Annotated in this window: 21 protein-coding genes; 11 read left to right on the top strand and 10 right to left on the bottom strand. The window is 73.9% G+C overall.

From position 1 onward, the window contains the following. Positions 1–70 precede the first annotated feature (70 nt). The gene (locus RKD05_RS10730) at positions 71–1,429 is read left to right on the top strand and encodes an FUSC family protein (protein WP_424709955.1); all 1,359 of its coding nucleotides are present in this window, start codon (positions 71–73) and stop codon (positions 1,427–1,429) included. A 14-nt stretch (positions 1,430–1,443) separates the two neighbouring features. Here the strand turns inward: RKD05_RS10730 and RKD05_RS10725 are convergent, their stop codons facing one another. The 4 genes from RKD05_RS10725 to RKD05_RS10710 form a co-directional block, all read right to left on the bottom strand. Further along, a complete protein-coding gene (locus RKD05_RS10725) occupies positions 1,444–2,475 on the bottom strand; it encodes an ATP-binding cassette domain-containing protein (RefSeq protein ID WP_424709954.1) in 1,032 nt (343 codons plus the stop codon). Then, positions 2,472–3,254, bottom strand: a complete 783-nt coding sequence (modB, locus tag RKD05_RS10720) for a molybdate ABC transporter permease subunit (RefSeq protein WP_424709952.1) — start codon at positions 3,252–3,254, stop codon at positions 2,472–2,474. The genes RKD05_RS10725 and modB overlap by 4 nt, the downstream gene beginning before the upstream one ends. Then, a complete protein-coding gene (gene modA, locus RKD05_RS10715; RefSeq protein ID WP_424709950.1) occupies positions 3,251–4,009 on the bottom strand; it encodes a molybdate ABC transporter substrate-binding protein in 759 nt (252 codons plus the stop codon). The genes modB and modA overlap by 4 nt, the downstream gene beginning before the upstream one ends. Before the next feature lie 71 nt (positions 4,010–4,080). Continuing rightward, positions 4,081–4,482 carry a TOBE domain-containing protein gene (locus RKD05_RS10710; protein WP_424709949.1) on the bottom strand — a complete coding sequence of 134 codons (402 nt, stop codon included), beginning with the start codon at positions 4,480–4,482 and terminating at the stop codon, positions 4,081–4,083. A gap of 70 nt (positions 4,483–4,552) precedes the next feature. On the opposite strand from RKD05_RS10710, the gene moaA reads away from it, so the two are divergent. From moaA to RKD05_RS10685, 5 genes are read left to right on the top strand one after another with little or no spacing between them, the layout of a single operon-like run. Further along, positions 4,553–5,608, top strand: a complete 1,056-nt coding sequence (gene moaA / locus RKD05_RS10705; protein WP_424709947.1) for a GTP 3',8-cyclase MoaA — start codon at positions 4,553–4,555, stop codon at positions 5,606–5,608. Then, the gene (locus RKD05_RS10700) at positions 5,605–6,378 is read left to right on the top strand and encodes a HesA/MoeB/ThiF family protein (protein WP_424709945.1); all 774 of its coding nucleotides are present in this window, start codon (positions 5,605–5,607) and stop codon (positions 6,376–6,378) included. Before moaA ends, RKD05_RS10700 begins: the two co-directional genes overlap by 4 nt. Then, a complete protein-coding gene (gene glp, locus RKD05_RS10695) occupies positions 6,371–7,594 on the top strand; it encodes a gephyrin-like molybdotransferase Glp (RefSeq protein ID WP_424709943.1) in 1,224 nt (407 codons plus the stop codon). The genes RKD05_RS10700 and glp overlap by 8 nt, the downstream gene beginning before the upstream one ends. Further along, a complete protein-coding gene (moaC, locus tag RKD05_RS10690) occupies positions 7,591–8,070 on the top strand; it encodes a cyclic pyranopterin monophosphate synthase MoaC (RefSeq protein ID WP_424709942.1) in 480 nt (159 codons plus the stop codon). The genes glp and moaC overlap by 4 nt, the downstream gene beginning before the upstream one ends. Continuing rightward, a complete protein-coding gene (locus RKD05_RS10685) occupies positions 8,067–8,303 on the top strand; it encodes a MoaD/ThiS family protein (RefSeq protein WP_424709941.1) in 237 nt (78 codons plus the stop codon). The genes moaC and RKD05_RS10685 overlap by 4 nt, the downstream gene beginning before the upstream one ends. 3 nt (positions 8,304–8,306) lie before the next feature. On the opposite strand, the gene RKD05_RS10680 is transcribed toward RKD05_RS10685, so the two are convergent. Genes RKD05_RS10680 through RKD05_RS10670 form a run of 3 tightly spaced genes read right to left on the bottom strand, consistent with a single transcriptional unit; the run spans position 8,307 to position 10,846 of the window. After that, positions 8,307–8,735 carry a molybdenum cofactor biosynthesis protein MoaE gene (locus RKD05_RS10680; RefSeq protein ID WP_424709940.1) on the bottom strand — a complete coding sequence of 143 codons (429 nt, stop codon included), beginning with the start codon at positions 8,733–8,735 and terminating at the stop codon, positions 8,307–8,309. Further along, positions 8,735–9,214 carry a MogA/MoaB family molybdenum cofactor biosynthesis protein gene (locus tag RKD05_RS10675; protein WP_424709938.1) on the bottom strand — a complete coding sequence of 160 codons (480 nt, stop codon included), beginning with the start codon at positions 9,212–9,214 and terminating at the stop codon, positions 8,735–8,737. Before RKD05_RS10675 ends, RKD05_RS10680 begins: the two co-directional genes overlap by 1 nt. A gap of 9 nt (positions 9,215–9,223) precedes the next feature. Continuing rightward, positions 9,224–10,846 carry an SDR family oxidoreductase gene (locus RKD05_RS10670; RefSeq protein ID WP_424709936.1) on the bottom strand — a complete coding sequence of 541 codons (1,623 nt, stop codon included), beginning with the start codon at positions 10,844–10,846 and terminating at the stop codon, positions 9,224–9,226. An 82-nt stretch (positions 10,847–10,928) separates the two neighbouring features. Between RKD05_RS10670 and RKD05_RS10665 the strand changes: the two genes are divergently transcribed. From RKD05_RS10665 to RKD05_RS10645, 5 genes are all read left to right on the top strand, one after another. After that, positions 10,929–11,570, top strand: a complete 642-nt coding sequence (locus RKD05_RS10665) for a response regulator (RefSeq protein WP_424709934.1) — start codon at positions 10,929–10,931, stop codon at positions 11,568–11,570. After that, complete coding sequence (locus tag RKD05_RS10660) at positions 11,567–13,273, top strand: hypothetical protein (protein WP_424709933.1); 1,707 nt, start codon at positions 11,567–11,569, stop codon at positions 13,271–13,273. Before RKD05_RS10665 ends, RKD05_RS10660 begins: the two co-directional genes overlap by 4 nt. 11 nt (positions 13,274–13,284) lie before the next feature. Next, positions 13,285–13,962 (top strand): GAP family protein, encoded by a 678-nt coding sequence (locus RKD05_RS10655; RefSeq protein WP_063256714.1) that lies wholly within the window; start codon positions 13,285–13,287, stop codon positions 13,960–13,962. An 8-nt stretch (positions 13,963–13,970) separates the two neighbouring features. Further along, positions 13,971–15,506: a carboxylesterase/lipase family protein gene (locus RKD05_RS10650; RefSeq protein WP_424709931.1), complete on the top strand. Its 1,536-nt coding sequence runs from the start codon at positions 13,971–13,973 to the stop codon at positions 15,504–15,506. Between the two features lie 83 nt (positions 15,507–15,589). After that, positions 15,590–17,071: an MFS transporter gene (locus RKD05_RS10645; protein WP_424709930.1), complete on the top strand. Its 1,482-nt coding sequence runs from the start codon at positions 15,590–15,592 to the stop codon at positions 17,069–17,071. Here the strand turns inward: RKD05_RS10645 and RKD05_RS10640 are convergent. From RKD05_RS10640 to RKD05_RS10630, 3 genes are all read right to left on the bottom strand, one after another. Beyond that, entirely contained in the window at positions 17,011–18,954 is a 1,944-nt protein-coding gene (locus RKD05_RS10640) for a helicase HerA-like domain-containing protein (protein ID WP_424709929.1), read from the bottom strand. The two genes, RKD05_RS10645 and RKD05_RS10640, sit on opposite strands and share 61 nt — an antisense overlap. Positions 18,955–18,963: 9 nt before the next feature. Next, complete coding sequence (locus tag RKD05_RS10635) at positions 18,964–19,668, bottom strand: phosphatase PAP2 family protein (RefSeq protein ID WP_424709928.1); 705 nt, start codon at positions 19,666–19,668, stop codon at positions 18,964–18,966. 76 nt (positions 19,669–19,744) lie between these two features. Next, the gene (locus tag RKD05_RS10630) at positions 19,745–21,082 is read right to left on the bottom strand and encodes a multidrug effflux MFS transporter (RefSeq protein WP_424709926.1); all 1,338 of its coding nucleotides are present in this window, start codon (positions 21,080–21,082) and stop codon (positions 19,745–19,747) included. Positions 21,083–21,117: the final 35 nt, after the last annotated feature.

The raw sequence follows: 21,117 nt of genomic DNA, 5'->3' as shown, positions 1-21,117 counted from the left end.
CGGGGTGAATCGCGGCGGCGGGTCTCACGCGGCGGAGGGTAGGGCGCGGCGGCGGGTATAGCGTGTCGCCGTGCGCGACGGATGGCGGGTCCGCCTGGGCCGCGGGGCCCTGGCGCTCGTCGCCGCGGCGATCGTCGTCGCCATCCTGCTCATCGTGCTGCCCGAGCCGGCCGCGGTCATGCTCGGGATCGCCCTGACCGCGTCCCTCAGTCGCAGCCAGCTGGAGCGTGATGCGCGCGGACGGCTCGAGGCGCTCGTCCTGCTCCCGGTGGTCGGCGTGGTCGGCGAGGCCCTCGGCGCACTGCTGCGGGTGAGCCCGTGGGTGGGCGCCGCGGTGTACGTGGTCGTGCTCGTCGGCGTCGTCCTGTTGCGCGATCGTGGACCCGCGTGGCGCCGCGCGGGATCGCTCGCCGCGACGACGTTCATCGCGGTGCTGTTCCTGCCGGGCGGGGTCGGCGGCGACCGCGGACCGCTCGTGGACGCGGCGGCTCCGATCCTCATCGCAGTGCTCGCGTGGATCGTGGTGTGGGCCGTGCAGGGCACCGCCCGCGCGATCGGTCTCCTGCCGCGTGAGGAGTCGGCAGGACGTGTTCCACCCGGGCGAGAAGGGCGCCGCCCGTCGGCTGCGGTCCGCGCGGCCCTCCAGCTCGCCGTCGCCCTCGTCGCCGCCTTCCTCGTCGGCGGTCTCCTCTTCGGCGCGCACGGGGCGTGGGTCGTGCTCAGCACGGTGATCGTGGCCTACCTGCCGAGGGGCCGAGCGGATGCCATCCGCACCGGGCTGCACCGGCTGGTGGGCGCCGCGGCCGGCTCGGTGCTCGCGCTCGTCCCGGGAACCGCGCTCCCCGGAGGCGACACCGCGCTCGTCGTCGGAGCGCTCGCGGCGGTGGGATTCGGCATCCTGTTCCGCGACGTGGGGTACGTCGCGTGGGCCTTCGGCGTCACGGTGGCGCTGACGCTCCTCGAACGCCTCACCGGCGCGGCGACCCCGCTCATGGGGCAGCGGCTGGTCGAGATCGTGCTCGGCGTGGCCATCGGTCTCGCCGCCGTGGTGTTCGTCTACCCGGTGCCGACGACCGACGTCGTACGGTTGCGGCTCGTCGGCGTGCTCGGGGCCGTCTCGGATCGTCTGGCGGCGACGGATGCCGCGGCCGCCCGCGCTCCGGAGGAGCAGCTCCGCGGCGCGCTGCGCGAGCTCGACCGGTCCGCCGCCGCATTGGTCGAAGCGGGGCGTGCGCTCGCTCTCGTGCGGCGACCGCCGCCGCTCGCCGTGACGTGGTGCCGCGATGCCCACGCGATCGCCGCCGCCGCGGTCAGCGGGTCGACGCCCGGCTCCCCGGCGCTGCGCCGCGCCGTGCGGGACGCCCGTCGTGCTCTGCGGACGCCGGACGAGTTGGGGTCGGCTCTCCGCCGGGCGGCCGACCTCGCCTGACGACGCGTCGCCGATCAGGCCGGGACGAACCGGAGGTGCTCGGGTTCGATCGAGAACCGGAGGCCATCGCCGGGGGCGAACCGCGCGGCGTCGGCGACCGACACCTCGGCGACCCCGCGGTCGGCGACGACACGCACGCCCGTCACGGTGGGCTCCAGGGACCGCACGACCGCGTCCCAGCCGTTCGGGCCGTCGCCGAGTCGAACGTCGACCGCGCGGAAGACCGCGGCGAGCGCGGAGCCGTCGGCGCCGGCGAACGGCTCGGTCGACCGCAACCGCCATCCGCTCGCGGCCCACTCCCCGCGCGAGGCGACGCCGACCACGCGCTCCAGTCCGGCGATGCGCGCCGCGACGTCCGTCGCCGGTGCCGCCAGGACGTCCCGCACGGCGCCGGCCTGTGTCGCCCGTCCGCCCTCCATGATCAGCAGCCGATCGGCGAGGGCGGCCGCGTCGACGGCGTCGTGCGTGACGGCGACGGCGGTCACCCCGCCCAGAGCTTCCCGGAGCATCGCGCGGATCTCGCCGGCGGTCACAGCATCCAGCGCGACGAGCGGTTCGTCGAGGAGCACGGCCCGGGGCCGGGCGGCGAGCGCGCGCGCCACCGCGACGCGCTGCTGCTCGCCGCCGGACAGTTCGGCGGGCCGCCGGTCGCCCACCCCGGGCAGACCCACGCGGGCGAGCCACGCGTCGGCGTCCGTGCGGGCGTCGGCGGCGGCGACACCCGCCGCCCGCGGGCCGAACGCGACGTTCTCCCGTACGGACATGTGCGGGAAGAGGCGCGCGTCCTGCCCGAGCAGCACGATGCCCCGGCGCATCGGGTCCGTGCGCACGCGCGGGTGATCGGCGCGGTCGATCACGCGTCCGCCGAGCGAGATCTCCCCGCCGTCGAGCGCCTGGAGCCCGGCGAGGGCTTCGAGCACGGTGGACTTCCCCGCGCCGCTGCGCCCCATGACCGCGAGCGTCTCGCCCGGGGCGACGTCGAACGCGACGTCGACGGTGAACGCCCGCCGGCGCACGACGACGTGCGCGGTCAGCGCCGCGCTCACGGCGCGCCCACCGCGGGCCGCCACCCGCGGACGAGGAGAAGCACCGCGATCGCGGTCACCAGCAGCAGCAGGGCGAGCGCGACCGCGGTGCCCTGCGCGACGCCTCCGCCGTTGAACGCGGTGTAGATGGCGAGGGGCATCGTCTGCGTGACCCCCGGCCGGTTGCCCGCGAACAGGGCCGTGGCGCCGAACTCGCCGATCGCCCGGGCGAAGCACAGCACGACACCGGCGACGATGCCCGGTGCGGCGAGCGGCAGGGTCACCCGCCGCAGGATCGTCACGCGCGAGGCGCCGAGCGACGCCGCCGTCCGTTCGACCTCGACGCCCGTGCTGCGGAGCGCCCCCTCCACCGCGAGGACGAGGAACGGCAGCGCGACGAACACCTGCGCCAGGACGACGGCGGCCGTGGTGAAGGGCAGACCGAGCCCGCCGAACCACCCGTTCCGGCCGAACAGGTACAGGAGTGCGACGCCGCCGACCATGGGCGGGAGCACGAGAGGAACCGTCACGACCGCGCGCAGGAACGCCGCGGTCCGGGGGGAGCTCCGGGCGATGAGCAGAGCGAGCGGGATGCCGAGCACCGCGCACACCACGGTGGCCGCCGCCCCGGTCCCGAGCGACAGCAGCAGCGCCGAGCGCGCGGCATCCGAGGTGACGTCCGCCCAGAACGTGTCGGGCTGGACGCGCGTGACCAGCGCCACGAGCGGGACGAGCAGGAAGAGCAGCCCGGCCGCCGCGGGCACGACGAGCCAGCGCGGAACGTACCCCGCCCCGTTCACGGGGCGCGGAACCCGTCGGCGGCGAGGATCTCCTGCCCCGCGTCGGACAGCACGAAGTCGGTGAACGCCGCCGCGCCGGCACTGTTCGCCGCGGTCCGCACGGTCGTGATCGGGTAGCGGTTGACGACGGCATCCGCCCCCGCCGGGACGATCGACTCGACGTCGTCGCGCCCCGCGACGTCGGTCGCGTAGACCAGACCGGCCTGGGCGTCGCCGGCGGCGACTTTCGTGAGCACGGCCGTGACGTTCTGCTCCGCGCTCACGGGTGTCACCGAGACGTCGGCGTTCTTCAGCAGCGTCGCCGACGCCGCCCCGCACGGTACCTCCGCCGCGCACAGCACGGTCGGGACACGCGCGAGGTCGGAGAGCCCCGCGACCTCGCCGGGGTTCCCCTTCGGAACCGCGATGACGAGGGTGTTGGCGGCGAAGATGCGAGCATCGACGGCGACGTCGCCGATCTTCTGCATGTTCTTCTCGTCCGCGGAGGCGAAGACGTCCGCGGGGGCGCCCTGTCCGATCTGCGTCGCGAGCGTGCTCGACCCGTCGTAGACCGTCACGACGTCGACGCCGGGGTGGGCGTCCTCGAACGCCGAGGTGATCTCGTCGAACGCCCGCTGGAGCGACGCGGCGGCGTACACCTGCACGGTGCCGGTCACCGGGTCCGCGGAGGACGACGGTGAGGAAGGCGCGGTGGACGCGCAGGCGGTGAGCGACAGAGCCGCGGCGAGGGCGAGCGACAGACGCAGGACGCGCATGGGAGGGATCCTTTCCGCGCGCCCGGGGCCCGCGGCATCCATTCTTCCGCATCCGCGGAGTATTCGGCTCCTCAGGCCCGCTCGCGCGGCGTCTCCACGGTGACGACGGTGGCCTTGACGGATGCCACGGCGAGCGCGCCCGGCTCGAGCCCGAGCTCTTCGGCGGCCTCGGCCGACATCAGCGACACGACGCGGTGCGGTCCGCACTGCAGGTCGACCTGGGCCATGACCCCGTCGATCCGCACGCGCGTGACGATTCCGACGAAACGGTTGCGGGCGCTCGAGGAGACGCCGGTGGGGTCGTCGGGTTCGTCCGCGAGGGCGACCGCGCGGGCGGCGAGCGCCTCGCCGGGGATCTCGGTGGGCGTGGCGCCGGTGGTCGGCAGGATCCCCTGGTCGATCCAGCGGCGGACGGTGTCGTCGCTGACTCCAAGCAGTCGCGCGGCGGGCGCGATGCGGAAGGTGTTCGGCATGGCACGACGCTAGCGCCGGGAACCCCGGCGCAGCGACCCCGGCCCGTCCTCGCTCGCCTAGGCTCGACGCATGGATGCCGTGCGCGAGACCGGGGCGCCCCGCGAGGGCGGTCTGCTGGACCGGTTCGGCCGCGTCGCCCGCGATCTGCGCGTGTCGGTGATCGACAAGTGCAACCTCCGCTGCACGTACTGCATGCCGGCCGAGGGGCTGCCGTGGATGCCGCAGCAGCAGCTGATGACGGGCGAGGAGATCGCGCGCATCGTCCGCGTCGCCGTGCGCGCGCTCGGCGCCGAGGAGCTGCGGCTGACCGGCGGCGAGCCGCTCGTGCGCAAGGACCTCGAGGACGTCATCGCGCGCATCCGCTTCGACCACCCCGACCTGCCGATCGCGATGACGACGAACGCCGTCGGTCTCGACCGCCGCGCGCAGGCCCTCAAGGACGCCGGGCTCACGCGCCTCAACGCCTCGCTCGACACGCTGCACCCCGAGACCTTCGCCGAGCTCACTCGCCGTCCGCACCTCGACAAGGTGCTCGCGGGGCTCGAGGCGGCCCAGGCCGCGGGTCTCGGACCCATCAAGATCAACGCGGTGCTCCTCCGCGGCATCAACGACACCGAGGTCGTCCCGCTCGTGGACTGGGCGGTCACGCACGGCTACGAGATGCGCTTCATCGAGGACATGCCGCTCGACGGCGACCGGTCGTGGACCGAGACGCAGGTCGTCCCGGCGCGCGAGATCCGCGCCGCCCTCGAGGAGGTGTTCGACCTCGCGGCCGACCCCCGCGGACGGGGTGCGGCACCGGCCGAACGCTGGGAGGTGCGCCGCCGCGGCGACCGCACGCTCGCCGGGCACGTCGGCATCATCTCCTCGGTCACCGAACCGTTCTGCGCCGCGTGCACGCGCACGCGCGTCACCGCCGACGGCCGGATCCGCTCGTGCCTGTTCTCGCACGAGGAGACCGACCTGCTCACGGCGCTCCGCGACGGTGCGAGCGACGCCGACCTCGCGCAGATCTGGCGGGATGCCATGTGGCGCAAGCCCCGCGCCCACGGTTCCGACCGTGTCGGCCTGGCGCGTGCCGACTTCATCCAGCCGGAGCGCACGATGAGCGCGATCGGCGGATGATCCCGCTCGTCGAACCGGTGGCCGCCCTCGCCCCCGAAGAACTCATCCGCACGGCCCGGCACGCCGTCCTCGCCGGCATCGGCGAAGAAGGACAGCGCCGTCTCGCGGCCGCGCGCATCGCGGTCGTCGGCGCGGGCGGGCTCGGCTCCCCGGTGCTGCTGGCCCTCGCCGCCGCCGGCGTCGGCGAACTGATCGTGATCGACGACGACGTGGTCGAGCGCACGAACCTGCAGCGGCAGCTCATGCACCGCGTGGACGACATCGGCACGCCCAAGACGGAGTCCGCCGCCCGGGCGATCCGCGACCTGTCGCCGCTCACGCGCGTGCGGCAGGAGACGACCCGCCTCACCCCCGCCAACGCACGCGACCTCCTCGGAGACGCGCACGTCGTGATCGACGGCAGCGACACGTTCGACACCCGCAGCGCCGTGGCATCCGCGACGGACGAGCTCGGGATGCCACTGGTGTGGGGCGCCGTGCAGGAGTGGTCGGCGCAGGCCACGGTGTTCTGGTCGCGGCCGCCCGAAGGGCACGCCGCCGTGACCCTCGGCGACGTCTTCCCGCCCGACTCGGTCGGCGAGCCGCCGACGTGCGCGCAGGTGGGCGTGCTCGGTGCGCTGTGCGTGCAGGTCGGCGGACTGCTCGCGACCGAGGCGATCAAGCTCATCACGGGCGCCGGAGAGCCGCTGCTCGGGCGTCTCGTCGTGATCGACGCGCTGCGCGCGCGCCAGGACGTCATCCCTCTCGCCGGAAGGACCCCGCGTGTCTGAGCTGCTGACCGTCGAGGAGCACCGCGCCCGCATCCTCGCCGCCGTGCCGCCGGCCCCGATCGAGACCGTGCCGCTCGCCGACGCCGCCGGCCGCACGCTCGCGGCCGACGTGCGCGCCCGGCACGACCTCCCCGGCGACGACAACTCCTCCATGGACGGGTTCGCGGTCCGCTTCGCCGACGTCGAGGGCGCGGATGCCACCTCCCCGGTGTCCCTGCGCGTCGTCGCGGATCTGCCGGCCGGCACGTCGGACGACCCGGCATTCGGTCCCGGCGAGGCGGTCCGCATCATGACCGGCGCACCCGTACCGTCGGCCGCCGACGCGATCGTCCCGTTCGAGGACACCGCGGGTGGCCTCGCCGACTCGCTCGGCACCGTCTCGGTCGTTCGCGCTCCGGACGCCGCAGGCGCGTTCATCCGCCGCCGCGGCGGGGACGTGCGCACCGGCGACGTCGTGCTGAGCGCGGGCGAGCGGCTCGGGCCGTACGCGCTCGCGGCGGCCGCGGCGGCCGGCGTCGACCGTCTCGAGGTGCGCCGTCGTCCGCGGGTCGCCGTGGTGTCGACGGGGAGCGAGCTCGTAACGCCGGGCACCGCCCCGGGTCGCGGCCAGACCCCCGACTCCAACGCCACGCTGCTCGCCTCCCTCGTCGCGGAGGCGGACGCCGAGGTCGCCCTCGTCGCCCACGTGACCGACGAAGCCGGGACGGTCGACGCGGTCCTCGCGCGCGCGGCCGAGGCCGACGTCGTCGTCTTCACGGGGGGCGTGAGCGCCGGAGCGTACGAGCCGGTGCGGCAGGCGCTGTCCGACCGCATCGCGTTCGCGAAGGTCGCGATGCAGCCCGGCAAGCCGCAGGCGTTCGGCACGCTCGACGATGGGCGGCTCGTGTTCGGACTCCCCGGCAACCCCGTGAGCGTGGCGGTGTCGTTCGAGGTGTTCGTCCGGCCCGCGCTGCTCGCGCTCCAGGGCCGCACGACCGTCGACCGCCGCCGCGCCCGGCTCGTGGCATCCGAGTCCTGGCGCACGCCGCCCGGCCGCCGCCAGTACCTCCCGGCGTCCGTCGACCTTGTCACCGGGACCGTCCGACCGGCCACCGCCGGCGGCTCCGGCTCGCACCTCGCGGCGTCTCTCGCGCGCGCCGAGGCGTTCGCGATCGTCCCCGCCGAGGTGTCCGCCGTCGCCGTGGGCGACGCCGTCGATGTCATGCTGATTCCATGACCTTCACCCACCTGGATGCCGCGGGCCACGCCCGCATGGTCGACGTCACCGCCAAGCAGCCCACCGTCCGCACCGCGACCGCGCGCGGTTTCGTGCGCTGCAGCCCCGAGGTCGTCGCGGCGCTCCGCGGCGGCACCGCGCCGAAGGGCGACGTTCTGGCCGTCGCGCGGATCTCCGGCATCCAGGCCGCCAAGTCGACGCCGACTCTCCTCCCCCTGGCCCACGTGATCGGGGTGCACCGCGCCTCGGTCGACCTCGAGATCGTCGACGACGGCGTCGAGATCGAGGCCACCGTCGGCACCGCCGACCGCACCGGCGTCGAGATGGAGGCGCTCACGAGCGTGTCGGTCGCGGCCCTCGCGATCGTCGACATGGTGAAGGGCCTCGACAAGGGCACCAGCATCGAGAACGTGCGAATCGTGTCGAAGACGGGCGGCAAGTCCGGCGACTGGCACCGCCCCGGGGAGCCCGCGTGAGCGTCCGGGTGCGCTACTTCGCCGCCGCGGCAGAGGCCGCGGGGACGGATGCCGAGGACCGCGCCGAGGCCTCCCTCGCGGTGCTGCGTGCGGCGGTGCTCGCCGACCACCCCGCGCTCGTCGGCATCCTGGACCGCTGCGCCGTGCTCGTCGACGGCGAGCGCCGCGACGACGACGCTCCCCTCACCGGGGTCACGCACGTCGACGTGCTGCCGCCGTTCGCGGGCGGCTGAGCCCTAACCCCCCAGCCCCTTCCACGCGGTCGTACCGTCGGCCTCGACCTGGCGCTTCCACACGGGGAGGTCGGTCTTGATCGTCTCGATCACGGTGCGGCACACCTCGAACGCCGCGGCGCGGTGCCCCGAGGCCACGGCGATGATGACCGCGGCCTCGCCCACGTCGAGGCGCCCGACGCGGTGGCTCACGGCCACGATCGCGTCGGTGCCCGCGGCGGCCTGCTCGGCGATGCGGTGGAGCGCGGCGGGCGCATCGGGATGGGCGCTGTACTCCAGCGCAACGACGGCCTCGCTGGCATCCGGGTCGGTGTTGCGCACGCGGCCGACGAACGTCGTGACGGCTCCCGAGGCGTCGTCCTCCACGGCGCGCAGGTGCGCGTCGAGGTCGAGCGGTTCCTCGGACAGGTGGGCGATGCGGACGGCGCTCATCAGTGGTCTCCTCCGGCGAGCTGGTCGAGGACGTGCGGGGCGAGCTCGGCGAGGACAGCGATCCCGGATTCCACGGCCCGCGTGGATCCCGGGAGGTTGACAACGAGGGTCGCGGGGTCGGCGATTCCGGCGAGGCCGCGCGAGATCACGGCGAGCGGGGTGTCGGCGAGGCCGCGGCGGCGGAGTTCCTCGGCGATGCCGGGGAGCTCCCGGTCGAGCACGCGCGCCGTCCCCTCGGGGGTGCGGTCGGTCGGCGCGATGCCCGTGCCGCCGGTGGTGACGACGAGCCCGGCGCCCGCGGCGACCGCGGCGCGCAGGGCGGCCTCGACGCTGTCGGCACCGTCCGGCACGACGACGGGGTCGTCGCAGGCGAAGCCGGCGTCGCGCAGGAGCGACACCGCGAGCGGACCGCCGCGGTCTTCGCGGAGACCCGCGGCCGAGCGGTCGGACACGGTGATGACTCGGGCGGTGTGCGGCACCGTTCCAGCCTAGGCGCGCGCGTCGGCCGCCGACGGGATGGTCTCGACCTCGGGCACCTCGGGGGCGATGCGCCCGGCCTTCGCTTTCGGTTCCAGATCGTCGCGCTGGACCGACTCGGCCGCCGCGGTGATGCGCCGCGCCATGCCGCTGAAGATGAGCCCGTGGAAGGGCAGCACCGACAGCCAGTACAGGCGCCCCGCGAGACCCGTGGGGAAGAACAGCGCCCGCTGGTCGAACCGGGCGCCGTCGCCGTCGGGACTGGCCCGCAGCTCCAGCCACGCCCCGCCGGGCACCTTCATCTCCGCCCGCAGACGCAGGAGGTGTCCGGGCTCGATCGCCTCGACGCGCCAGAAATCGAGCGCGTCGCCGACCGTCACGACGCTCCGGCTGCGGCGACCGCGGGCGAGTCCCACGCCGCCGACGAGCCGGTCCATCCACCCGCGAATGGCCCACAGCAGCGGCGAGGAGTACCAGCCGTTCTCGCCGCCGATGCCCTCGATCACCGACCACAGCTGCGCGGGACTCGCGCTCGTGCGCATGGTCCGCTCGTCGGTGTACACCAGACGCCCGGCCCACTCCGGGTCGCTCGGCAGCGGGTCGCTCGGGGCGCCGGAGACCTCGGCATCCTGCCAGCTCGTCTCGATCGCGTCGTCGTTCACGCGCCCGAGCGCGCGCCGGACGGCCTCGCGGTAGGGCATCAGCCCACCCTCGGGGCGCGGCACGAGGTCGTCGATCGCACGGTCCTTCACGACGCAGTCGTTCTGCAGCGACTCCACGAGCGGCCGCGCGATCGACTTCGGGATCGGCGTGACGAGGTTGACCCAGTGCGACGCCAGGCGCGGCGTCAGCACCGGCAGCGACGCGATGGCGCGCTGGTGAAGCCCCGCCTCGAGGGCGTAGCCGTTCATCATCTGGCCGTAGCGCAGCACGTCGGGACCGCCGATGTCGACGGCACGGTTGACGTTCGGCGCGACCCGCGCGGCCCCGAGGAGGTAGTGCAGCACGTCGCGCACGGCGATCGGCTGGATGCGGTTGCGCACCCACTTCGGCGCCGGCATGTACGGCAGCACGTCGGTGAGGTGCCGCACCATCTCGAACGACGCCGACCCCGAACCGATCACGACGCCGGCCTGCAGCACGAGCGTCGGCACGCCGCTGGCGAGGAGGATCTCGCCCACCTCGACGCGGGAGCGGAGGTGCGCCGACAGCGGCGCGTCGTCGGGGTGGAGTCCGCCGAGGTAGACGATGCGGGAGACGGATGCCGCGGCGGCGGCATCGGCGACGGTGCGCGCCGCGCGACGGTCGGTGTTCTCGAAATCGCGCCCGCCGCCCATCGAATGGATGAGGTAGTAGAGCACGTCGACGCCCTCGACCGCGCGCGCCACGGCCGCCGTGTCGGTGGCGTCGCCCTCGATCGTCTCGACGTCGTGGCCCCACGGGAACGCCTCGACGCGACGCGCATCGCGCGCGAGCACCCGCACTCGGTAGCCAGCCGAGATCAGGCGGGGCACGAGGCGTCCGCCGAGGTAGCCGGTGGCGCCGAGGACGAGGGCGCGCGGCGCGGACCCGTCGGGACGGGGCTGCGCGACGAGCGCGGGTTCACGACCGGTGGGGGCGGACAGCTCGCTCATGCCGAAAAGCTACGCCCGGCCCCCGACATCACGGGGGGCTTGACGGACGGCGACCCACGCGCCCGGCGATAGTGTGAACCACGTGGTGACCGCGTGGGTGCGACGCGTGCTCGTCGTGGAGGATCAGCCCGCGATGCGTGCGCTGCTGTGCGACATGCTGGCCCACCGAGGATTCGACGTCACCGGCGCGGCCGACGCCGCCGAAGCGACCGCGCTGTTCGCCGCGACCGACCCCGACGTACTGCTCACCGACATCGACCTCGGCTCGCGTCCCTCGGGCGTAGAACTGGCGACGATGCTCACCGGACTCGCCCCGCACCTCGCGGTCGTCTTCCTCAGCAGCTTCCCCGCGGCCGTCGCCGCGTCGGGGCACCCCGGACCCCGCGGGGCGGTGTTCGTGTCGAAGCTCGACGTCAGCTCGGCGGAAGTGGTGGTGGATGCCATCGAGGCGGCGTTGCGCACGACCACTCCCCCGGCTCCCCCGGCGCTGGTGCGCGTCTCGCCGCTCGCGGCCCTCACTCGGCGCCAGATCGAGATCCTCGCGCTCGTCGCGCGCGGTTGGTCCAACGAGCAGATCGCCCACGAGCGCGGCACGACCACCCGAGCGGTCGAGCGCGCGGTGAGCCGCATCTTCGCCCGCCTCGACCTCGCGGCTGCGACCGGGACGAACCCGCGCGTGCGGGCCAGCGCGCTGTACCTCGCCGAATTCGGCCCCGTCGCGTGAGGACGCCGCTGCGCGCGGTGCGCCGCGCGATCGTGGGCGGACGCTTCGTCACGCGGTGGACGTTCGTGGCGATCGCGGCGATGTCCCTCACCGCGCTCGCCCCGCTGCCCGCGGAACTCTCCGGCGGCGAGCGCGCGCTCGTGGCGACGGCGACGGCCGCAGTCTTCGCGCTCGCGTGGGGCCTCGTCGCCGTCGCCGAGCGCGCCGCCCGTCGCCCCGCGATCCGCGCGACGATCGTCGTCGGGGCGCTCGTGCTCACCGCGCTCGCCCGGCCCGCCCTGCAGGACGCGGTCTCGCGACTGGCAGGCCTCCCCGTCGCGCCCGCCGACGAACTGCCGCTCCGGGCAGCGACGAACCTCGTCGCCTGGGCGATCACGCTGATCGGCACCGCGGGGCTGGTCGACGTCGCCCGGTCGACGCGCGAGACGAACGCGCTGCTGGCGCAGGTCCTCGCGCAGTGGAACGGGAGCGCGGAGCGCGTCCGCCGCTACACCGCGGACGCCCGAGCCGCGATCTGCGCCGCCGCCGACGCCCTCGCGACCGCGCGGCCGGAAACGGTCGACGACGTGCGGGCACTGGCATCCACGCTCCGCGTGCACGCGCGCGACCTGGCGGACCGCGCCGCCGCTCCGCCGTCCTTCGACGTCGACGTCGCCGCCCCACCGCCACCCGCGCGCACGCGCTCGGCGCTCCGCCTGCCGCCGATCAGCGTGGCCGCGGTGCTCTACGCTCTCGCCGTCCTCCCGTACGCGTTGCGCAGCGTCCCGCCGGTCGCGCTCGCCCTCGGACTGTTCGCCGGTCTCCTGTGCGGAACCGTCGCCGACATCCTGTCGCGGCTGCGCCCCCTCGCCCGGCGGCCCCGCGCGCGCGTCGGCGTGTTCGCGGCCGCGTCGGTCCTCGTCGGTGCAGTGCTGTCCTCGATCGCCGCCGCCCAGGGGGTGCCGCTGCCGTTCGCGGCCGTGCCGATCCTCGCGTATCCCGCGCTCGCGCTCGCCCTCGGGCGCGGGCGCGGGGCGCTGCACGGTCTCGGCGTCGAACGCCGACGCCTCTCGAGCGCGATCGCCGCCCGCGGACGCGCCGACGACCTCGGAACGCGCCGCGTCCGCGCGGGACTCCACCGCGCGGCCGACCTCGTGCACGCGGACGCCCAGGGCGCCGCGGTGCATTTCGCCCTCCGGCATCCGGATGCCACGCCCGCCGAGGTCGCGTCGTTCCAGGCGGAGCTCGCGCCGCTCGCGGGCGCCGTGCGCGGTGTGCTCGACGACCCGGCGCCGACTCCCGAGGCGGTGTCGCTCACGCCGCTGCTGCGGACGTGGGGCGTCGCGATGCCCGTGGACGCCGATGTCGCCGCCGACGCGGACGCTCTGCTCCGGAACGATGCGGCGCTCGCGCGCGACGTGGTCGACGTCGTGGCGGAGGGGGTGCTCAACGCCGCGAAACACGCCCGGCGCCGCGCCGCGCGCGTGGAGGTGCACCTCGTCGCGACCGCCGCGGGACCGCGCCTGCGGGTCCGCGTGATCTCGCCCGGCGCACCGGCCGCGGGAGCGCACCTGCGCGTCGGCTCGCGCGCCGACCGCCTGGGCGCGCGTCTCACCGCGCGCGGCGACGACGCCGTGCTCGATGCCCTCTTCCTCGTGACCGACGCGCCCGGTTCTGTCGTGTCGACCGAACATTCCGCCGGAGGCGCGGAGCGCCGCGCGTAGCGTCGGCGCCGATGTCCGAACTCTCCACGCTCCTGCCCCTCGCCGTCGGCATGGCGATCTCGCCCCTGCCGATCGTCGCCGTCGTCGCGATCCTGCTGTCCACGCGCGGCCGCGCCGCAGCGCCCGCGTACACCGGTGCGTTCCTGGCCGTGACCCTCGCGGTCATCGCCGTCGGTGCCGCGACGTCCGCGGGCGCCTCCGCCGCGTCCCACGGCAGCGGCGGCAAGATCGTCGTCCTGATCCTCACGGCCCTGCTGACGGTCGGCTTCGCCGCCTTCGCGGTGGTCAGCTGGCTCGGTCGGCCGAAGCCCGGCACCCCGCCGGCGACCCCGAGCTGGCTCGCCGCGGTGGATGCCATCACCCCGGCCCGCGCGGCCGGCCTCGGGCTCCTCATGGCGGCGACCAACAGCAAGAACCTGCCGCTCGAGCTGAAGGGCGGTGCGGTGCTCGGCACGGCGCACCTCCCCGTCGTGGTGACGGTGCTGCTGTGCGTCGCGCTGGCCGTCGCGGGTTCGCTGACGCTCGTCGTCCCGACGATCCTCGGTGCCACGGGCCTGCCGCCGGTGGTCGCCGCGTTGCGCCGCCTCAAGGACGAGATGATCGCCCACAATGCCGTCATCATGACCGTTCTCTTCGCCGTCCTCGCCGCGACCGAAGCGTCCCACCTGATCCACCAGCTCACCGCGTGAGGTCTCCCATGAATACCCTTCTCGTCACCGCCCCCGCCGGCACCTTCCACGGCGTGCTCGACCGTTCCGTCCGCTCGTGGCGCGGCATCCGCTTCGCTCTCCCGCCGTCCGGTGATCGCCGCTGGCGCGACCCCCTCCCCGCCCCGGATGCCGAGGGGGAAGTGGATGCCACGACCTTCGGCCCCGTCTGCCCTCAGCCGCTGAACCCCGCCGTGCCGCTGGGCGATGGTGCCGTGGAGGACGAGGACTGCCTGTCGCTGAACGTCTGGGCGCCCGAGACGGACGCGGACGCGCCGCGCCCGGTCATGGTCTGGCTGCACGGCGGCGCCTACACGTTCGGGTCGTCGAGCCAGCCGCTCTATGACGCGACCTCGATGGTGGCCGCGGGCGACGTGATCGTCGTCACGGTGAACTACCGCCTGGGCGCGCTCGGGTTCCTCGACCTCAGCGGCGCCGTGCCCGACGGCGGCTTCGACGGCAATCTCGCGCTCAAGGACGTGCTGCTCGCACTCCGCTGGGTGCAGCGCAACATCGCGGCGTTCGGCGGCGACCCCGACCGGGTGACGGTGTTCGGCGAGTCCGCGGGCGGGGGCCTCGTGACGACGCTCCTCGCGGTGCCGTCGGCGCGCGGGCTGTTCCATCGCGCGATCGCGCAGTCGTCCCCGGCATCCAGTGTCTATGGGAACGCACGGGCGGAGAAGGTCGCGCGGAGCTTCCTCGCGAAGCTCGGCATCGACGGCCCCGACGCCCTTCGCGCCGCCCCCGTCGATGCCGTCGTCGCCGCGGGCAAGGCCGTGTACGACGAGGTCCCCCTCTCCGACCCCGGCACTCTGGCGTTCGCGCCGGTCGTCGACGGCGACCTGCTCCCCGAGGCGCCGATCACGGTGCTGCGCGAGGGGCGTGGCATCCCGGTTCCGCTGATGATCGGCACGAACAAGGACGAGGCGTCCCTGTTCTCGTTCATGAAGTCGCCGCTCATCCCCATCACCGGCGACCGCATCGACCAGATGTTCGCCGACATGGCCGCGGAGAACACCGGCGTCGAACTGCCGACCCGCGAACAGGTCCTCACCGCGTACGAGCACGTGCGGCACCGCGCGGTCGGCCTCGGCGTCGCGCGCGACATCGGGTTCCGGCTGCCGACGCTGTGGGTCGCGGAGGGGCACTCGACCGTCGCGCCGGTGTGGCTGTACCGCTTCGACCACGCGGCGCCGTTCCTGCGGCTCATCGGCCTCGGCGCCACGCACGCGACCGAACTGCCGTACCTGTGGGGCAACCTCGTGAGCGGCCCGAAGGACCCGACCTTCAAGCTCGGCGGCCGCCGCGTCGCCGAGCTGATCTCGGCACGGATGCAGGCGCGGTGGACCACCTTCGCCCGCGGAGAGGAGCCCGAGGCGCCGAACGCGCCCGCGTGGCCGACGTTCGAGGTCGACGGCGACGACGCCCGCGCGACGCTCGTCATCGACCGCCACGACGTCATCACCCAGGACCTCGACGGCGAGCTCCGCCGCGCCTGGGGCGACAACGTCCTGTCGTTCTCCTGAGGCGGCGCGACCGCGGCTAACACACCCCGCGCGCGAAGTCCCCCGACTGGAAAACGCACTCGCATCGGGGTAGGGGTGGATATATGAGCCAGCATCCCCCCGCGGCATCCGGAACCCCTCGACTCGAGGTCGACGACGTCATCGTCGTCGACAAGAAGCGTGTGCGCACCGCCATCGGCGGCACCGTCGTCGGCAACTTCATGGAGTGGTTCGACTTCGGCATCTACGGCTACTTGGCGGTGACGTTGGCCGTCGTCTTCACGTCCGATCTGCCCGAACCCTGGGGTCTGCTCGTGACGCTGCTGGGCTTCGCGATCTCGTTCCTCGTCCGCCCGTTCGGTGGGTTCGTCCTCGGTCCCCTCGGCGATCGGATCGGGCGGCAGAAGGTGCTCTTCCTGACGATGGCGATGATGGCCACGGCCACCGCGCTCATCGGCATCCTGCCCACGTCCTCCGCGATCGGCCTCTGGGCGATCGTCCCGCTGTACCTGCTGAAGATGGTCCAGGGCTTCTCGACCGGTGGCGAGTACGCCGGTGCGACGACCTACGTCTCGGAGTTCTCCCCCGACCGCACCCGCGGCTTCTGGTCGTCGTGGCTCGACGTGGGGTCTTACGTCGGGTTCGCGGCGGGCGCCTCGGCGGTCGCCGCGACCACGGCGATCACCACGGCGATCTCCGGCGAGAACGCGATGGTCGACTACGGATGGCGCATTCCGTTCCTCCTGGCGGTCCCGCTCGGCATCGTCGCGATCTACTTCCGTCTCCGCATCCCCGAGACCCCCTCCTTCGAGCAGACGCATGCCGCAGAGGCCGCGCAGGAGACCGGTTCGGACGACCCGATGGCCCGTCAGGGGCTCGCGGGCATCATCCGGCACCACTGGCGGGCATTGCTCATCGGCATCGCGCTCGTCGCGGCCACCAACACCGCCGGGTACGCGCTCACGAGCTACATGCCCACGTACCTCGAGACGGAGGTGGGCATCTCCAACCTCGGAGCCGCGGTGGCCACCGTTCCCGTGCTGCTGGTGATGTCGGCGACCCTTCCGCTGATCGGCCGACTCAGCGACCGCATCGGCCGCAAGCCCGTGTACGCGATCGCGGCGGGCTCGGCGATTGTGCTGCTCGTCCCTGCCTTCCTCATCATGCAAATCGGGGAGCTCTGGGCGGTGATGATCGCCCTGGCCCTCGCGGCGGTACCGGTCGCGTTCTACGTCGCGATCTCGGCATCCGCTCTCCCCGCCCTGTTCCCGACGGCGTCGCGCTTCGGGGCGATGGCCGTGGCCTACAACATCGCCGTGTCCCTCTTCGGCGGAACGACGCCGCTGTTCAGCCAGGCGCTGATCGAGTGGACGGGCAACACCCTCATGCCCGCGTTCTACATCATGTTCTTCGCGGCGCTCGGGCTCGTCGCCCTGTTCTCGATGCGTGAAACGGCCCGGCGCCCGATGCTGGGCTCGGTGCCCGCGGTGGAGAGCCCCGCCGAGGCGGAGGCGGTCGTGGCACGTCAGGACGAGGACCCGCTCATCGACACCTCGACGATGCCGCTCGCGATCCGTCGGGGGTGATCGCCCGCCCACCGCGCGCGGCGCGAACTCAGCGGCGGCGGCCTGTGCCGAAGATGCCGCGGATCACGCCGTTGAGGATCGTCTTCGTCGACCCGCGACCGAGGATGTCGTCGAGCGGCGACGTCGGGGCGCTGGAGCGCGACCGCGGTGCGGCTGTGCTCTTGAGCAGCCGGTCGTACTCGCGCTGCGCCTTCTTCTGCGCCTCGGCGTGCGCCTTGTCGATCGCGGCCTGCTGCTTGGCGTACTCGGCCTTCGGTCGCGGCCGCCTGCTTCGCCCGCTCGGCGGCTTCGCGCGCCTCGGTCGCCGCCTGCATGCGGGCCGCGAGGATCTCGCGCGCCGACTCGCGGTCGATCGGCGTCCCGTACCGGGCGAAGAGCGGGGATGCCGACACGGCGGCGGCGAGGTCGGCGGCGGGGATCGGCGACATCGACGCGCGCGGGGCGAACAGCCGCGTCCACGCGACCGGCGTCGGCACGCCGCGCTCGTCCATGACGGTGACGATCGCCTCGCCGGTGCCGAGTTCCTGCAGGACCCGCTCGAGGTCGTAGCCCGAGGCCGGGTAGGTGCGCACCGAGGCACGCAGCGCCGTCGCGTCGTCGGGCGTGAACGCACGGAGGGCGTGCTGCACCCGGGACCCGAGCTGCGCGAGCACGTCGGCCGGGACGTCCTTCGGCGTCTGCGTGACGAAGAACACGCCGACGCCCTTCGACCGGATGAGCCGCACGGTCTGCGTGATCGCGGCGAGGAACGCCTTCGACGCCTCGCGGAACAGCAGATGCGCCTCGTCGAAGAAGAACACGAGCTTCGGCTTGTCGAGGTCGCCGACCTCGGGCAGCACCTCGTACAGCTCCGCGAGCAGGTACATGAGGAACGTCGAGTACAGCTCGGGACGAGACGCCACGTGCGGCACCTCGAGGAGGCTCACGATCCCCTCCCCCTGGGCGGTCGTGCGCAGGAACGCGGTGACGTCGAGCTCGGGCTCGCCGAAGAACGTGTCGGCGCCGGCCGCCGAGAACGCGACCAGCTCGCGCAGGATGACACCCGCGGTCGCCCCCGACAGCCCGCCGAGGTCCTTCAGCTCGCTCTTGCCCTCGTCACTGGTGAGGAACGTGAGCACGGCGCGCAGGTCGGAGAGGTCGACGAGCGCGAGACCCTTCTCGTCGGCGTAGCGGAACACCAGGCCGAGACTCGACTCCTGCGTCGCATTGAGCCCGAGCACGCGGCTGAGCAGCAGCGGACCGAAGCCCGACACCGTCGCCCGCACCGGGACCCCGGATGCCGCGTCGTCGCCGAGCGCGTAGAACTCGGTCGGGTACGCCCGCGGCGTCCACTCCTGCCCGAGCGCGCTCGTCCGCGCTAGCAGCTTCTCGCTCGAGACCCCGGAGGCCGCGACGCCGGACAGGTCACCCTTGATGTCAGCCGCGAACACCGGCACGCCGTTCGCCGACAGCTGCTCGGCCAGCAGCTGCAGCGTGCGCGTCTTCCCGGTGCCGGTGGCCCCGGCCACGAGCCCGTGCCGGTTCGTCATCGCGAGCGGGATGCGGACGGGAACGGATGCCACCGGCCCACCGTTCACCAGCACGCCGAGGTCGAGGGCGGGAGCCGTCCCGGCGTACCCGGCGGCGACGGTCGCGACCTGCGCGTCGGTGAGCGGAGCGTCGGCCGGGGCGGGCGCGGGGGCTTCGGCCGGGGCGGGCGCGGGGGTTGCCGCGTCCCCGCCGGCCGCGGCACGGGCCTTCGCCGCCGCCGCCTCCGCCGCCGCGAGGTCGGCGCGGGCGCGGGCCAGGCGGAGCTCCGCCTCCGCGGCCTCGGCCTCCGCGCGCAGACGGGCGACCTCGGGGTCGTCGGCGGAACCGGGAACGGACGGCGTCGTGTCGCTCATTCCGTCAGCCTAGGACTGGGTCGAGGACGCGGGGTCCGCGATCCGGCGGTCGCGTCGGAGCGTCGCACGGTCGTCGTCCCGCGCGCGCAGGCGCGAGAACACCACGGCGAGCACGAGCGCCGCACCGGCACCGACGAGCGCGCCGCCGATGGTGTCGGACAGCCAGTGCGCGTGCAGGTACGTCCGGCTGAAGGCCATCAGGACGATCCATGCCCCACCGGCCACGCGCACCCAGAGCGTCGGGAACACGATCGCCGCCACGACCGCAATCGTCGCGGCGTTCGCCGTATGCCCGGACGGGAATGAGCCGTAGTCGGCCAGCACGAGGATGTCCTCCGGTCGCGCGCGACCGAAGGTGTGCTTGAGCACCTGGACGAGCAGAGCGCTTCCCGCCGAGGCCGCGAGGAAGTACACCGCCGTCCACCGTCGGCCGGTGAGGAACAGCGCAAGCGCCCCGCCGAGCGGGACGATGAGGATCGCGGTCACGTACCCGCCGATCTGGTTCATGACCAGGGCGATCGTGAGCAGCGGCTGGATCGGCGCCGAGGCGAACAGCTGGTTCCACCACACGTCGATCGCGAACGGGCTCGGCCCCCGGAAGTAGACCCAGGCGCCCAGCCCGCACGCCAACGCGATCAGCACCAGGCCGAGGACCGCGCGCACGCGCTCCGAACGCACCGTCACGATCGGCGGGAGCGTGGCATCCGAGTCCATCGCCCCATGATGCCCGCCCGGCGGGCCTCCGGCGAGAGCCGGGACGCGTCGCGCGCCCTCTGCTACTGTTCCGCTCTCACGGCGCGAGGCGCTCGACCGTGCGCGGCCGCACCAGCAGCCACAGCGCCAGGACGCCGATGATCGCGCACCCCACCATGACGGATGCCATGGTCGTGGCGGTGATGCCGGTACCGGTGGCGAGCAGTCCCACGAGGGGCGAGATGACGCCGGCGATCCCGAAGTTCGACGCGCCGATGATCGACTGCGCCGTGCCCGCCGCCTTGCCGTGCCGGTCGAGCGCGAGCACCTGCGCGCACGGGAACGTGAAGCCGCACGTGGTCATGAACAGGAACAGGGGGATGACGGTTCCCCACAGCCCGAGATCGAGCTGGTCGCACACGACGATGACGATCGCCCACAGTACGAGCGACGCGGTGGAGAAGGCGAGCACCCACTGCGGACCGAAGCGCGCCGCCAGACGCGAGGCGACCTGCACCCCGATCACGAGCCCGACGGAGTTGGCGGCGAACAGCACGCCGTACTGCTGCGCGTCGAAGCCGTAGCTCTGCTGGAACAGGAACGAGGAGGCCGAGAGGTAGGAGAACAGGCCGCTGAACGTCATCGCCCCGATGACGAGGACGCCGATGAAGACGCGGTCGCGGAAGACGCTGGCGTACCGCTGCCACACCGTCGTCGCGCCCTTGCCGCCACGGCGAGCGGTGGGGAGCGTCTCGGGGACGAAGACGATCGCCGAGACGAGCATCACGGTGCCGTAGGCCGCGAGCACCCAGAAGATCCCGCGCCACGGCATCACGGAGAGCAGCAGCGATCCGGCGAGGGGCGCGAGCACCGGGGCGACGCCGGAGACGAGCGCGAGGCGCGACAGCATGACGACGAGCCGGCGTCCGCCGAACAGGTCGCGGACGATCGCCGCCGCCACGACACCGCCCGCGGCCGCGCCCGCGCCCATGAGCACGCGCGCGATCGAGAGCGTCCCGAGCGTGGGCGAGAGCGCCGCGAAGACGCTCGCCGCCACGTGGAGCGCCGTGACCGAGAGCAGCGGGATGCGACGACCGACCTTGTCGCTCAGCGGACCGACGATCAGCTGGCCGAGTGCGAAACCGACCATCGTGCCGGTGAGCGTCAGCTGGATGGCGGCGGCCGAGGTCTGGAAGTCGGCCTCGAGCACCGGGAACGCCGGCAGGTAGAGGTCGATCGTGAACGGGCCGAGCGCGGTGAGCGCCCCGAGCAGCACGATGTAGAGCACCCGACGTCGCGCCGAGATGCTGTCGCCCGGGTGGAGCACGACCGGCGCGGTCGCCGGATTGCTCCCGAGCGTGCGGATGGCCCCCGTCGGGGAGGGCTCGGCGCGGGGAGTCGGGGGGATCACGGGCTGGGAGGCGGTATCGAGCACGGCGTCCGTTCGTTTCGCAACACGGATGGCCCGGC

The sequence above is a fragment of the Microbacterium sp. SLBN-111 genome, assembly GCF_049739645.1.
In the GTDB taxonomy this organism is placed as follows: domain Bacteria; phylum Actinomycetota; class Actinomycetes; order Actinomycetales; family Microbacteriaceae; genus Microbacterium.
The sequence above is the reverse complement of the archived record's forward strand: the minus strand, read 5'-3'. Positions and strand labels throughout refer to the sequence as shown.

Coding starts and splice junctions, on each gene's coding strand:
- modA (WP_424709950.1), bottom strand. CDS start 4,009: ATGCGCGTCCTGCGTCTGTCGCTCGCCCTCGCCGCGGCTCTGTCGCTC.
- RKD05_RS10710 (WP_424709949.1), bottom strand. CDS start 4,482: ATGCCGAACACCTTCCGCATCGCGCCCGCCGCGCGACTGCTTGGAGTC.
- moaA (WP_424709947.1), top strand. CDS start 4,553: ATGGATGCCGTGCGCGAGACCGGGGCGCCCCGCGAGGGCGGTCTGCTG.
- RKD05_RS10700 (WP_424709945.1), top strand. CDS start 5,605: ATGATCCCGCTCGTCGAACCGGTGGCCGCCCTCGCCCCCGAAGAACTC.
- moaC (WP_424709942.1), top strand. CDS start 7,591: ATGACCTTCACCCACCTGGATGCCGCGGGCCACGCCCGCATGGTCGAC.
- RKD05_RS10680 (WP_424709940.1), bottom strand. CDS start 8,735: ATGAGCGCCGTCCGCATCGCCCACCTGTCCGAGGAACCGCTCGACCTC.
- RKD05_RS10670 (WP_424709936.1), bottom strand. CDS start 10,846: ATGAGCGAGCTGTCCGCCCCCACCGGTCGTGAACCCGCGCTCGTCGCG.
- RKD05_RS10655 (WP_063256714.1), top strand. CDS start 13,285: ATGTCCGAACTCTCCACGCTCCTGCCCCTCGCCGTCGGCATGGCGATC.
- RKD05_RS10650 (WP_424709931.1), top strand. CDS start 13,971: ATGAATACCCTTCTCGTCACCGCCCCCGCCGGCACCTTCCACGGCGTG.
- RKD05_RS10645 (WP_424709930.1), top strand. CDS start 15,590: ATGAGCCAGCATCCCCCCGCGGCATCCGGAACCCCTCGACTCGAGGTC.
- RKD05_RS10640 (WP_424709929.1), bottom strand. CDS start 18,954: ATGAGCGACACGACGCCGTCCGTTCCCGGTTCCGCCGACGACCCCGAG.
- RKD05_RS10635 (WP_424709928.1), bottom strand. CDS start 19,668: ATGGACTCGGATGCCACGCTCCCGCCGATCGTGACGGTGCGTTCGGAG.